Source organism: Ravibacter arvi (assembly GCF_039540405.1).
Taxonomy (GTDB): domain Bacteria; phylum Bacteroidota; class Bacteroidia; order Cytophagales; family Spirosomataceae; genus Ravibacter; species Ravibacter arvi.
Genome location: NZ_BAABEY010000034.1, coordinates 1 through 13,836, shown reverse-complemented (window position 1 = coordinate 13,836; position 13,836 = coordinate 1). Strand labels below are relative to the sequence as shown.

The following is a 13,836-nucleotide window of genomic DNA, read 5'->3' as shown; positions in this document are numbered from 1 at the left end:
ATGAAAGCGATTGTCAAAACTTTTTTGATTGTATACGGGCTGATCCTGTTAGGCTGTAACGAATCTTTTCTCAACAAATCTCCGCTCGACACTATCTCCACACAGGATTACTGGAAAACCGCCAAAGACCTGGAGCTGTATATTAACCAGTTCTACCCGGTAGCGTTTGCGATCAGCGGCTCAGACCGGTATGAAGGGATCTTTGCCGCAGATCTTCCTACCGACGACCTGGTAGCAGCGCAGGTAAACGACCGGCTGCGCGGGAGCCGGGTTGTGCCCGCAACCGGCGGCTGGAACTATACCAACATCCGAAACCTGAATTACTTCTTCGAGCATTATAAAAAAGTGGAGGAAGACTTTGAACGCTACCGCCATTTTGTAGGGGAGGCGCATTTCTTCAGAGCTTATTTCTATTTTTTACTGGTGAAGGAGTACGGTGATGTTCCTCTCATAGACAAGGTATTGGCAACGGACGATGCGGAATTGTACGGCGCGCGAACGCCCCGCAACCAGGTAATTGATTTCATAGTGGCCGATCTCGACAAGGCGATCGAATATATGGACCCGGGTATAAATGCCGGCAGGACCCGTTTGAGCAGAGGGATCGCCCTGCTGCTGAAGTCGCGGGTATGCCTGTACGAAGGAACCTGGGAGAAATATCATGCCGGAAAGCCCTTCGGAGTAGCCAGTCCGGACCCGGCCCGCTACTTCCAGCTGGCAGCCCAGGCCTCGGAAGAGCTTATGAATTCTGGACTGTATACGCTCTTTACTACCGGGAACCCGGCGAAAGATTATTTTTTCTTCGGTGAGACGGATTATTCCGGTAACTCCGAGGTGCTGCTCTGGAAAAAATACGACCTGGCGTTGAATCACGGGCATTCCCGACAGTTCCAGATTGCCACCGGGAAATCGGGCGGTGCAGGGCTGAGCAAAAGCCTGATCGAATCTTACCTGTGTAAGGACGGAAAGCCTATTTACCTTTCTTCAGGCACCAAAAATCCATTGTATGCCGGCGACGGAAATTTGCGTGAGGTGGTACAAAACAGGGATCCGCGCCTGCACCAGACTATCTTTATTCCCGGGGATCCCCTGCAGGTTTCAGGCCCCGATACCCTTCGGTTCGTCCGCCCGGTAGTAGATCAACCTGCTCATACCAAAAATACAACCGGCTATCAACTGAAAAAAACGTTAAATTATAACCCGGTTCACCACATTACGTCGGAGACGCTTCCGGTCGGCTACACCGGGTGGATTATTTTCCGCTACGCCGAGGCACTCCTGAACTATGCCGAGGCCAGGGCCGAGTTGGGAACGCTTACGCAGGCCGATCTTGATCGGTCGGTTAACCTGCTGCGGCAACGCGTCGGGATGCCAGGGCTAATTCTGTCTGCTATTCATGCGGATCCTAACTGGCAGTTTCCCGGCCTTTCGCCCATCATAAATGAAATCCGACGGGAAAGAAGGGTAGAGCTGGTTTGGGAAGGTTTCAGGTGGGACGACATCGCAAGGTGGGCTGCCGCAGGTACCCTGATTTCAGGAAAGCGGCTTTTGGGGGCCAGGTTTAACAAAACAGACTACCCGGATCTGAAAGCGGAAGCTTTCCGCCTGACGGACGGCTTTTTTGATGAGTACCGGGATGTGCTTCCGAACGGGTTCGGTTTTCGCGCGGACCGGGACTACCTGAGCCCGATTTCAACTGAAGAGCTCACGCTTAATCCCGGACTGGAGCAAAACCCGGGCTGGTAGTTCAGGGTTACAGTACCACAGATAACCCGCGGGGAAATGGTCTTCGGGCCAGGTTCTCCGGCTTAAAACGCAAGCATGATAAAATGATAAGCTTACTCAGGAGGTATGGTGTGTTAATGGGGCTGGGCGTGTTGTCCGCCTGCGGCGACCGGCTTTCCATACCGGAAAATGTTGCCCGTGAATTGTCCGCAATTACAAGCGCGCCGGATTACACATACGACGTCAAGCCGATTCTTTCGGACCGTTGTTTTGCATGTCACGGCCCCGATGCCAATAAAGTCAAAGGTGGCCTGCGACTTGATCTGGCCGAATCAGCATACAACAAGGAAGACGACTCGGGAATGAATGCCATAGTGCCCGGAAAACCGTGGAAGAGCGGGGTTGCGCACCGTATTTTATCGGGCGATCCGGACCTGGTGATGCCTACTCCCGACTCACATCTGACGCTTTCTGACAAGGAAAAGGCCATACTGATCAGGTGGATTGAAGACGGCGCCGGATACAAGCCGCACTGGTCGTTCACCGAAATCCGGAGACCCGATTTGCCCCAAGTGAAAAACGAGAGGTGGGTAAAAAACGGGATTGATCAATTCATTCTCGCCGAAATGGAGGCCCGCAATCTGGAACCGTTTCCGGAGGCAGACCGCGCTACCTTATTGCGCCGGGTAAGCATGGATCTGACAGGACTGCCTCCGACTCACAACGAGGTGTCGGCATTTGTTGGTGATTCTTCTCCGGATGCTTATGAAAAGGCAGTTGACCGGCTTTTAAGCTCGCCGCATTACGGAGAGCAAATGGCGGTACCCTGGCTGGACGTGGCCCGCTACGCAGACACGCATGGCTACCAGGACGACATGATGCGGACCGCATGGCCCTACCGGGACTGGGTAATCAAAGCTTTTAATGAGAACCTTTCATACGACAAGTTCATCACCTGGCAGCTCGCCGGTGATTTGCTCCCGCAACCCACAAATGAGCAAATGGTAGCCACCGCCTTTAACCGAATGCACCAGCAGAGCATGGAAGGCGGCATCATTTCCGAAGAATATCGCACAGAGTATGTCGCCGACCGGGTAAATACTTTCGGGCTTGCATTCCTGGGGCTGACTACCGAATGTGCCCGTTGTCATGACCATAAATATGATCCGTTCAGTCAAAAGGATTATTTTTCCCTGTATGCCTTTTTCAATAATATAAACGAAAACGGGCAGATTCCCTACAACGGTGAGGCAAGCCCCAGCATAACACTTCCTACATCGGAAGCGAAAAAGCAGCTGGAGGGAATCAGGGAAGTGCTGGATAAGGAAGAGAAACGACGGCAGCAGCTCCATTCTTCCCGCGCGGCTTTCGAAGACTGGTTGTCACAGGCTTCAGGTAATCCTGAGAAATTTGTACGAAAGATAACCGACGGGCTGTACGGGCATTTTACGTTCGACGAACCGAAAGGGAAACTGCTGAAAAACCTGGCCAAAGCGGGGCACGAGGCCTATTGCGAAGGTGACGACGCCTTGTCCGATAGTGCTTCGCGACCAGGGAAATTTGGTCTCAGCCGTCGTATTTTCGGAGAAAATGCAGTCGATTTTGGTGCGGATTTTGCCTATTTCGAGCGAAATCAGCCTTTTACCATCAGCGTTTGGCTGAATATTCTGAATGCCAGCCTGAACGGGTCGATTATACACAAATCCAACCACATCACCAGCGGGTACAGGGGGTGGAATGTCTTCCGGGAGAAGGACGGTACTTTCCGCGTCCTGCTAAGCTACGTCTGGCCGGGCAACTGCATTGAACTGCAGACGGTCCGCCCGGTACCATTGAACGAGTGGACGAACATTGCTTTTACATATGACGGCCTGAGCAAAGCCGAAGGCCTGAGGGTTTTTATCAATGGCGAGGCAGCGCCTGTAAAGGTCGTCAATGACAACCTTACGCAGAGTCTGTTGTACGGGAAAAATAAGACCAACATCGCCGTCAATAATCTCAAAATAGGGCGGCTGAACGATGTTTTTACGAAAGATTTCGAGGTAGATGAACTTAAAATTTATTCCCGGAGCCTGACTTCCCTGGAAATGCGCAGCCTCTTTTCCCAGAAGAACGAGGTAGTTGCTGCTCTCGTAAAAAAACCGGCGGCAAGGACAGGTGCTGACCTGAAAGCGCTGCAGGAGTATTATTTCCAGAATATGTCCGGTGATTTCGGAGCAAGCCTGGCGGAAAGCCACAGGAAAATCGGTGAGCAGACGGAGCTTCTCAACAGCCAGATTGATGTAATGGTGATGAAGGAGCGAAAGTACCCCAGGAAAACCCATATCCTGGTGCGCGGCGTGTATGATGCGCCGGGCGCGGAGGTATCGCCCGATACGCCTGATGAATTGTTTAAAATGCCGAAAGAATATCCCAGGAATCGTCTCGGCCTGGCCAAATGGCTGCTTCATGAAAAGAACCCCCTTTTTGGCCGGGTGGCGGTCAACCGCTTCTGGCAGCAATACTTTGGCCGTGGGTTAGTGCTCTCTACCGGTGATTTCGGCAACCAGGGAGAACTTCCGACGCACCCGGCGCTGCTTGACTGGCTGGCAGCGGAATTCCGGGATTCAAAAACGGGCAAGTGGAATGTAAAGAATCTGCAGCGGCTGATTGTAACCTCTGCCACCTACCGCCAGTCGTCGCATAGCCCGGGCAGGACAACGGCTACAGACCCGGATAACCGCTACTATTCGAGAGGCCCCAACTACAGAATCAGCGCCGAACAGGTAAGGGACAATGCATTGGCTTCGAGCGGATTATTGAACAGGCGCCTCGGAGGCGAAAGTGTGTACCCCTACCAGCCTGCCGGAATCTGGGAGCAGATTTCAAATTACGGCAAATACAGGCAGCAGAAGGGGGATACCCTTTACCGTCGGAGTATGTACACGGTCTGGAAGCGAACCGCCCCGCCCCCCATGATGCTGAACTTTGACGCCTCGGAGCGCCATTTCTGTACGGTAAAGCGCCAGAAGACGAGTACTCCCCTGCAGTCGCTCGTTATCATGAATGACCCGCAGTTCGTGGAGGCGTCACGCGTGCTTGCCCAGAAGATGATCCGGAAAGGCACAACCCAAAAAGAACGCATCGACTATGCCTTTGTGGCTTTAACCGGGCGTTCTTCGCGAACCGATGAGCTGAATGTTCTTACTGCCTTCTACGACGAGGAGCTGAGAAATTTCCGCGAGAACCCCGCTAAGGCGCGACAGTTGCTGAAGGTCGGGGATTTCCCGGCCGAGAAGTCGATTGATCCGGCAGAGCTGGCCGCGACCACCATGGTGGCCAGTACCATTATGAATTTTGATGAGTTTGTAATCAAGCGGTGAGTTTTGAGGGGTGAGCGCGGTTTGCCTGTGAAGCGACCGCCTGCCGGTCACTGCTGTCCAACAGAAAATACAAAACCATGAGTTTTTACAGAGAGCTTGAAAATCATGTTCATGAGCAACTAAGCCGCAGGAATTTCCTATCCAGAACCAGTCTCGGGTTGGGTGCGGCAGCTGTGGCTTCCCTGTTGAATGCAGACAGTTGGGGGCGCGCGCCCGAAGCGCCCGGTGCTGCCGAAGAGGCGGCGATGCCGCTCGGAGCACCTCATTTTGCCCCGAAAGCAAAACGGATCATTTATTTGTTCCAAAGTGGTGCACCATCCCAGTTGGAGCTTTTCGATTATAAGCCGAAACTGGCCGAAATGTGGGGGCAGGACTTGCCCGAATCGGTGCGGAAAGGGCAGCGGCTGACCGGTATGACCGCCGGCCAAAGCAGTTTCCCGCTGGCGGCTTCCAATTTCAATTTTTCCAGGTACGGGGCTTCCGATATGATGATCAGTGAATTGCTGCCGTTTACTTCCGGGATCGTGGACGAAGTGACTTTTATCCGGTCCATGTATACAGAGGCTATCAATCATGACCCCGCCGTTACTTTTTTCCAGACCGGGAGCGAGCAGGGCGGCAGGCCCTCCTGGGGATCCTGGGTGAGCTATGGCCTGGGTTCCGACAACCGTAATATGCCCTCTTTTGTGGTATTGCTTTCCAAAGGGCGCGGTGGAGACCAGCCTCTCTATGCCAAGTTGTGGAGCAATGGGTTCCTTCCGTCGGTCCACCAGGGTGTAGTATTTCGTTCCGGGCCGGATCCGGTGTTCTACCTGAACAACCCGGACGGCGTAGACAAAGCGGGCCGGAGAAGAATGCTGGATGCGCTCGCAAAATTGCAGCAGGCGCAGTTTGAGAAAATTCTTGACCCGGAAATCAACTACAGGATGGAGCAGTATGAAATGGCCTACCGCATGCAAACCGCCGTGCCTGAAACTATGAACATCTCTGACGAACCGGATTATATTTTTGATTTGTACGGTGAGGAAGCACGCAAGCCGGGCACTTTTGCCGCGAATTGCCTGCTGGCTCGCAAGCTGGTGGAAAAAGATGTGAAGTTTGTGCAGCTCTATCACCAGGGGTGGGACCAGCACGGTAATCTTCCCCGGGACATCCAGACAATGGCCCGGAGCGTTGACCAGGCTTCAGCCGCTCTTATCCGTGATCTCAAACAGCGGGGGCTGCTGGATGAAACGCTGGTGGTTTGGGGCGGAGAATTCGGCCGGGGCGCGTATTCACAGGGTAAGTTAACGAAAGAAAACTACGGCCGGGACCATCATCCCAAAAGCTTTACCATATGGATGGCCGGAGCCGGTGTAAAAAAGGGTTTCGTACTCGGAGAGACCGATGAGTTCGGGTACAACATTGTGAAGGACCCTGTGCATGTCCATGATTTCCAGGCAACGGTAATGCACCTGCTCGGCATCAATCACGAACAACTCGTCTTCAAGCACCAGGGAAGGCGATTTCGCTTAACCGATGTGCACGGTAAAGTAGTGAATGAAATTTTGAGCTGATGCCCGGTGTGATAATTTTTTAAAAGAAACAGGTTTTTGATTGTTATAAATCAAGCCGACGGTTGTTTTAGTACAAACGAGTGTTTTCATGATTCTTACTTCATTGCTGCAGCTTTCAGACTGGGCGCTGTTTATTGGCCGTATGCACCCGCTCCTGGTGCATTTACCTATCGGGTTCTTGTTTATTGCTCTTTTCCTGGAAATCGCGCAGCGGTTTGGGAAAGTAGCTGTAACGGAACAGACCAAAAGCTTTGTCTTGCTTTGCGCCGCAATAGGAGCCACATTGTCATGCGTGGTTGGGTACCTGCTGGCATCGGAAGGCGGTTATGACGAAGAAGCCCTCTCGCAGCATCAATGGCAGGGTATTGGTGTTGCGGTTTTCGCCTGGCTCGCATGGCTGGTTACCAGCGTCCGGTTACCGGAAAAGACAGGCTGGCTGTCTTTGCTGTATTTCCCGGCTTTCGGTCTATCCGTGCTGCTGATGTTTTTTGCAGGCCATTTGGGTGGAACCCTTACACACGGCGACGGGTATTTGACCCAGTATACTCCCAATCCAATCCGGACGCTGGTGGGAATGCCGCCGCGCGAGGAGTCTGAATCGGGCGGGGAAATCAAGCCGCTTGCCAATGTAAGCGAGGCCGTCGTATATACCGACGTGGTGCAGCCCATACTGGCAACCAAATGCGTGCAATGTCATGGAAGCTCTAAACAAAAGGGAGATTTGCGCCTGGACGGATTTGAGCACCTGAAGAAAGGTGGAGAAAACGGACCGGTTTTTGTAGCAGGGAAAGGTGCGGAAAGCGGGTTGGTGAAGGTCTGCCTGCTTCCGGTTGAAGATGACCAGCACATGCCTCCCAAAGGCAAACCGCAGTTGACAACGGCGCAAATTGGCCTGATAAGCTGGTGGATTGACCAGGGCGCCCCCACCGATAAAAAGGTACAGGAACTTGAAAAGAACCCGGAAATAGCGGCTCACCTGGAAGCGCTCGGAACGGGAGGCGCCGGTACAACCGCCGGAGGCCCCCAGGCGAAACCGGGTGTCGACCTCAGCAAGATCACGGTCGGTGAGCCTGATAAAAATGACGTGGCAGCGCTCCGCAAACTGAACCTGATTGTCTCACCGGTATCAAAGGATCAGCATATTATGGAAGTGAGCGCGATTAACGCTCCGGCATTCTCCGATGGCGATATGCCGTTGCTGCAAAAGCTGTCGGACCAGATTGTCTGGTTGAAAATCGGCGGGACGGAAGTAACCGATAAGGCGTTGAGCGACGTCGCCAGGCTCAAACATCTCAACAAGCTGTACCTCGATCGCACAGCCATTACAGACAACGGGATTGACCACCTGAATACGCTCCCCAACCTGGAGTACCTGAACCTGATCGGTACAAAGGTTTCCGATGCGAGTGTTAAAAAACTGGCAGATTTGAAAGCTTTGAGGAGTGTCTACCTCTGGCAGTCGGCCGTTTCGGATTCAGGAATTGTGCAATTGCGCAGGCTCCGCCCGGACTTGCACGTGATCGGGGGGCTTTCGGCCCGGGAGGTACAGGACTTCCTGAGCGCCGGAAAAAAAGACAGCCTCGGTACACGTACCAAGGCTGAATAATCGGTTTGATGATCATCTCCTGCATTTCCGGACCACGGAAGAGCAGGAGATGAAATAACTCAGACAGAAAGCAGCTCGCGTTCGAATTCTTTCAGAATCCGTTCTTTCATGGCTACTTTACGCTTCTGGATATTGATGCTGCCGTTCCGCTGCTTGAGGCTTTCTTCGTCCGTAGGAGGATTCGACTCGAGCATCTGAATGGCAATTTCAAGATCGGTCTTTTCGCGTTTCACCAGCCATTCCATTTCTTTCATCTTGGTCCTGATTTGCTCTTCAGGGCTTTTGAGATCGAAAGCCGGGTACTTTCTGAGCAATACGCGTCTCAGGTAGCTTAGTTCGAACACCTTGTCGCAAACGTTCCTGAATTTCTCGGCCAGCTCCTTATCCGCTAGCTTGAACGGAAGCCTGATTTCTCTCCACTTGCTGAGGAGTACCTTGGTTTGATCCGCTGCTACTTCAATGGTATCGTTTTTGAGGTGGTACTCAGCCTGGGCCAATATTTTTTGCTGCTCAAGGATCCGCGGGTCTATTTTAACCTTCGGTTCGATACCTTTTGCATTGTTGTATTTGTCATAGAAAAGCTTCACGAAGTGGCGGTAAGCCTTGCTGATTTTGAAAAACTTCTTCGGCGGTACTTCACCGACTTCGTTCCAGGCAAACCGCAGTTGACGCGCCTTTTTGTAGGCCTCGTCCAGATCGCTCATCCAGGTGAGCGTTTTTGCCTGCTTGATCAGATCTTCGTAAGCATCAATTCTTTGCTGAATGATTTGGTTTTGTTCAGCAAAATGTTCTCTCCGTCTTTGAAAGAAGTCGTCCAGTATCTGCTGGAAATTTGCTTCGATCTCGTCGCCATATATTTTGTCGATAGAACCGGTCCGGATCCACTTCGCCTTAATCTCCTGGAGCTTGTCGGTACCTTCCTGCCAGTCTTCAATCCGGGCTGCCTCTTCGGCATCTTCGATAAGCGCACGTTTGATTTCCAGGTTCTTGATCTGGTTTACCTGGATCAATTCGGTCAGGTAAGATTCGAGCTGGTCCAGTTTTGCCAGTAATACCGGGAAATCTCCAATGGCATCGAAACCCAATAATTTCTGACGAAGTTGTAACAACTTGGTTAAGTAGGATCCTTTATTCTGAGCTTCTTCAACTTCCTGTTCCAGTTGATTTACTTTGCTTTCAGCAATGGAGTATCGGTTTTTAAAATAATCAATAGCATCTTGTTCGGTGCGTTTGACTTCTCCAATTTGTCTGTCAGGATAATTTAAATAGCCTTTTAAGAATACCTTGCCATCTTTAATATAGCCGTGTTCTTGCATTAAAGTGATGTTCTCCATCTTTCCTTTGATTCAACTTTTACAATGGGGGTTAAATAACGATATTTGCCTGAGTTTACAAATTAACTAAAAAATGAGTAACGAAACTATAATTTTCTCTATGGCAGGGGTAAGTAAAACCATCCCGCCTAATAGAACGATTCTTAAGAACATTTATTTGTCTTTTTTTTACGGAGCAAAAATTGGCGTACTCGGTCTGAATGGCTCGGGGAAGTCGACTTTGCTGCGCGTAATTGCCGGAATCGATAAGGATATACAGGGCGAGGTCGTTTTTTCGCCCGGTTATACGGTAGGAATGCTGGAGCAGGAACCCAAGCTTGATCCGGCCAAAACCGTTAAAGAAGTAGTGGAAGAGGGAGTACAGGAAGTGGTGGATTTGTTGAAAGAATTCGATGCGATCAATGAAGCGTTTGCTGACGAAAACGCGGATTTCGACAAATTGCTGGAAAGACAGGGGACGGTTCAGGAGCAGTTGGATGCGTTGGATGCGTGGAATCTTGACAACAGGCTGGAAGTGGCTATGGATGCGCTCCGCTGCCCGCCGTCGGAAAACCTGATTGGTACGCTTTCGGGCGGGGAGAAACGCCGTGTGGCCCTGTGCCGGCTTCTGCTGCGCCAGCCGGATGTATTGCTGCTTGATGAGCCTACCAACCACCTCGATGCCGAGTCGGTTTTATGGCTGGAAGAACACCTGCGCCAGTACAAGGGGACTGTCATTGCGGTTACGCACGACCGTTATTTCCTTGACAACGTAGCCGGTTGGATCCTGGAATTGGATCGCGGCGAAGGAATTCCCTGGAAGGGTAACTATTCTTCCTGGCTGGATCAGAAACAGGAGCGCCTGAAAAAAGAGGAGAAGACGGAGTCAAAACGTCAGAAGACCCTTCAAAGAGAGCTGGAGTGGGTGCGAATGGCGCCCAAAGCCCGGCAGGCAAAATCAAAAGCAAGGCTTGGCGCTTACGAGAAGCTGATGAGCGAGGAAGCACGCGAAAAAGAAGAGAAGCTGGAGATCTTTATCCCGTCCGGTCCGCGACTGGGCAACAAGGTGATCGAAGCCAAGGGTATTACCATGGGTTTCGGTGATAAATTGCTTTATGAAAATCTTAGCTTTTCGTTGCCGCCGGCTGGTATCGTGGGGATTATCGGACCGAACGGGGCCGGTAAAACCACACTCTTCAAGCTAATTACCGGCCAATTACAACCGCTACAGGGTAATTTTGAGGTAGGTGAAACGGTCCAATGGGCTTATGTGGACCAGGAACACGACCGCCTGGACCCGGAGAAAACTGTTTACCAGACCATTTCCGAAGGCAGCGAATGGATTATGCTGGGCGGAAAGCAGTCAAATGCGCGCGCCTATGTAAGCCGTTTTAACTTCGCAGGCGCCGACCAGGAAAAGAAAATCGGTAATTTATCGGGCGGAGAGCGAAACCGGGTGCACCTGGCGTTGACGCTGAAAGAAGGAGGGAACCTACTGTTGCTCGATGAGCCTACCAACGACCTGGACGTGAATACTTTGAGGGCGCTTGAGGAAGGCCTTGAAAGCTTCGCCGGATGTGCCGTTGTTATTTCCCACGACCGTTGGTTCCTGGACCGCGTAGCCACGCATATCCTTGCGTTCGAGGGGAATTCGGAGGTCTATTGGTTCGAGGGCAACTTCTCGGAATACGAGGAAAACCGTAAGAAACGGTTGGGCAACGATGCAAGGCCTACCCGCGTGAAGTACCGAAAGCTTGTGTAACGTGGCGGAAGGAAAAAGCGGAAACTCGTCGGTGATTGCCTCTGGCCTTGCGGTGGTGCTCGGCGCGGTGATTGCCTGGCTGACCAGGGGGACAAGCGGTGTGCACCTGCCCTTGCTGGCGGCGGCCCTCGCGGGAGTTGTGATCGGCTTGGCGGATTCCAGGCGAGGGTGGATTGCCGCGGTGATCCAGTCTGTTGTGGTGGTAGCCGGCGTTCTGTTCATAGGTCGTGAAGGGACCGTACCGGAAATTGAAAAGCATAGCCTCTTTGGAGCGATCGGCCTTAGTTTTGCCGGAAGCTTTATAGGGGCGTTTATCAAACGGGCGTTCCGGAGTTGAGGTTCAGGGTTTCTTAAGGTTTAATAATTCATTTGTTGCAGTCAAAAACTGCCTATCTACCATAATCTATCAAATATTCCTATGTTGCTTAGTGAGCAGGAATTGTTGCGCAGACAAAAAAGAGAAGAGTTGATCAAGCTCAATATTGATCCCTATCCGCCGGAGGCGTTTGAAGTGAATGTGTCGGCGACGGATATTCTGAACAACTACGAAAACAATAAGATCGACTATAAACAGGTTTCGCTGGCGGGGCGGCTGATGGGTTTCCGGATTATGGGAAGCGCTGCTTTCGCGGAGCTTCAGGACAGCACCGGTAGGATCCAGCTTTATTTCCGCCGGGACGATCTTTGTCCCGATGAAGATAAGACCCTCTACAACACCGTCTTTAAAAAATTGCTGGACATAGGCGATATTATAGGGGTAACCGGCTTTGTTTTTACCACTCAGACCAACGAAATCTCGGTTCACGTCCAAAGTTTCAAGGTGCTCAGCAAAGCGCTAAAGCCGCTTCCGGTGGTGAAGCGTGATGAGCAAGGCAACGTTTTTGACGGCTTTACCGATCCGGAACTCCGTTACCGGCAACGGTATGTGGATTTGATCGTGAATCCCGAAGTCCGGGAAATATTCAGAAAGCGAGCCCGGATCATCACCACCATGAGAAGCTATTTTGATAGCCAGGGCTGGCTGGAAGTGGAAACGCCTGTTTTGCAGAATGTCCACGGCGGAGCTGCTGCGCGACCTTTCAAAACGCATCATAACGCGCTGGACACCGACCTGTACCTGAGGATTGCGACTGAATTGCACTTGAAACGGCTGATTGTAGGCGGCTTTGACGGCGTCTACGAGTTTGGTAAGCTGTTCCGGAACGAAGGGATGGACAGGACGCACAACCCTGAATTCACGACGGTTGAATTGTATGTGGCTTACCAGGATTACAACTGGATGATGGCTATGCTGGAAAAGCTCCTGGAACAGGTAGCGGTGGCCGTAAACGGTTCTACGGAAGCGGCTTTCGGTGATCAGTTGCTGAATTTTGCCGGGCCTTACCCCCGTCTGAGCATCACCGATGCCATCGAAAAATATACCGGGGTGAACGTGGAGGAGATGGATGAGGCGGCCATCCGCGCACAGTGCCGTACCTGGGGAATGGACGTAGACGATACGATGGGCAAGGGAAAGCTGATCGATGAAATCTTTGGCGAAAAAGTTGAAAAGCATATTATCCAGCCGACCTTCATTACCGATCACCCGGTGGAGATGTCCCCGCTTACGAAAAAGCACCGCGAGAAGCCGGGTATGGTAGAGCGGTTTGAACTCTTTGTAAACGGTAAGGAAATTGCCAATGCCTACTCTGAGCTAACCGACCCGATCGACCAGAAGGAACGTTTTGACGAACAGCTCCGGTTGAAAGAAAAAGGCGACGACGAAGCCATGGAAATGGATGACGATTTTCTCCGATCACTGGAGTATGGAATGCCGCCGACTGCAGGTATCGGGATCGGTATCGACCGGCTCACCATGCTGCTGACAAATAATGCGAGTATCCAGGAAGTGATTTTCTTCCCCCAGATGCGCCCTGAAAAGAAAGCCGAGACTGCTTCTGAAGAAGATTATTCGGCATTGGGTATCGATAAAGTCTGGATTCCGGTATTGCAGAAAATGGGCTTTCTGACGATAGAATCTTTAAAAGCGGCAAATCCGAACAAGATTTTTAACGACCTGGGCGGGCTTCGCAAGAAATTCAAGATAGAGGAAAAGGTACCCGACCTGGCTACTGTGAAAGAGTGGCTCGAAAAGGCCTGAGTCCCTCTTGTCATACCGACCGCAGCGGAGGAATCTCCCCGTTCTTTTTTAACCGCAGAGGCCACGAAGTACACAAAGGTTTCTTCCTGAGAAGTTTTACAGGAAGGTCTCTGTGTCCTTCGCGCTCTTTGCGGTTGATTTTTTAACCACGGAGGCCACGAAGTACACAAAGGTTTCTTCCTGAGAAGTTTTACAGGAAGGTCTCTGTGTCCTTCGCGCTCTTTGCAGTTGATTTTTTAACCACGGAGGCCACGAAGTACACAGAGGTTTTTTCTGCGAAGGTTTTTAGGAAAGTCTCTGTGTCCTTCTATGTTGAAAAGCAATTTTATAAGCTGATATTTCTGTTATTTTTATTTTTTAGCTGCATTCATC

General features: G+C 51.5%; 8 protein-coding genes. 7 read left to right on the top strand and 1 reads right to left on the bottom strand.

Annotation, left to right across the window (positions count from 1 at the left end; genetic code table 11):
• The 4 genes from ABD852_RS19585 to ABD852_RS19570 all read left to right on the top strand — a co-directional run bounded on the left by ABD852_RS19585 (window position 1) and on the right by ABD852_RS19570 (window position 8,249).
• Window positions 1-1,746, top strand: coding sequence for a RagB/SusD family nutrient uptake outer membrane protein (locus tag ABD852_RS19585; RefSeq protein WP_345032015.1), 1,746 nt, complete (start codon window positions 1-3; stop codon window positions 1,744-1,746).
• 83 nt (window positions 1,747-1,829) lie between these two features.
• Window positions 1,830-5,087: a DUF1553 domain-containing protein gene (locus ABD852_RS19580; protein ID WP_345032013.1), complete on the top strand. Its 3,258-nt coding sequence runs from the start codon at window positions 1,830-1,832 to the stop codon at window positions 5,085-5,087.
• Between the two features lie 77 nt (window positions 5,088-5,164).
• Window positions 5,165-6,643, top strand: a complete 1,479-nt coding sequence (locus tag ABD852_RS19575) for a DUF1501 domain-containing protein (protein ID WP_345032012.1) — start codon at window positions 5,165-5,167, stop codon at window positions 6,641-6,643.
• 88 nt (window positions 6,644-6,731) lie between these two features.
• Window positions 6,732-8,249: a c-type cytochrome domain-containing protein gene (locus tag ABD852_RS19570; RefSeq protein ID WP_345032010.1), complete on the top strand. Its 1,518-nt coding sequence runs from the start codon at window positions 6,732-6,734 to the stop codon at window positions 8,247-8,249.
• Window positions 8,250-8,308: 59 nt separating this feature from the next.
• Here ABD852_RS19570 and ABD852_RS19565 read toward each other — a convergent pair whose 3' ends face one another.
• Window positions 8,309-9,583, bottom strand: coding sequence for a DUF349 domain-containing protein (locus ABD852_RS19565; RefSeq protein WP_345032009.1), 1,275 nt, complete (start codon window positions 9,581-9,583; stop codon window positions 8,309-8,311).
• Between the two features lie 73 nt (window positions 9,584-9,656).
• On the opposite strand from ABD852_RS19565, the gene ettA reads away from it, so the two are divergent.
• The 3 genes from ettA (at window position 9,657) to lysS (ending at window position 13,464) form a co-directional block, all read left to right on the top strand.
• Window positions 9,657-11,324, top strand: coding sequence for an energy-dependent translational throttle protein EttA (ettA, locus tag ABD852_RS19560; protein ID WP_345032007.1), 1,668 nt, complete (start codon window positions 9,657-9,659; stop codon window positions 11,322-11,324).
• Between the two features lies 1 nt (window position 11,325).
• Window positions 11,326-11,661, top strand: coding sequence for a hypothetical protein (locus ABD852_RS19555; RefSeq protein ID WP_345032004.1), 336 nt, complete (start codon window positions 11,326-11,328; stop codon window positions 11,659-11,661).
• Between the two features lie 81 nt (window positions 11,662-11,742).
• Window positions 11,743-13,464 carry a lysine--tRNA ligase gene (lysS, locus tag ABD852_RS19550; protein ID WP_345032001.1) on the top strand — a complete coding sequence of 574 codons (1,722 nt, stop codon included), beginning with the start codon at window positions 11,743-11,745 and terminating at the stop codon, window positions 13,462-13,464.
• The last annotated feature ends 372 nt before the right edge of the window (window positions 13,465-13,836 follow it).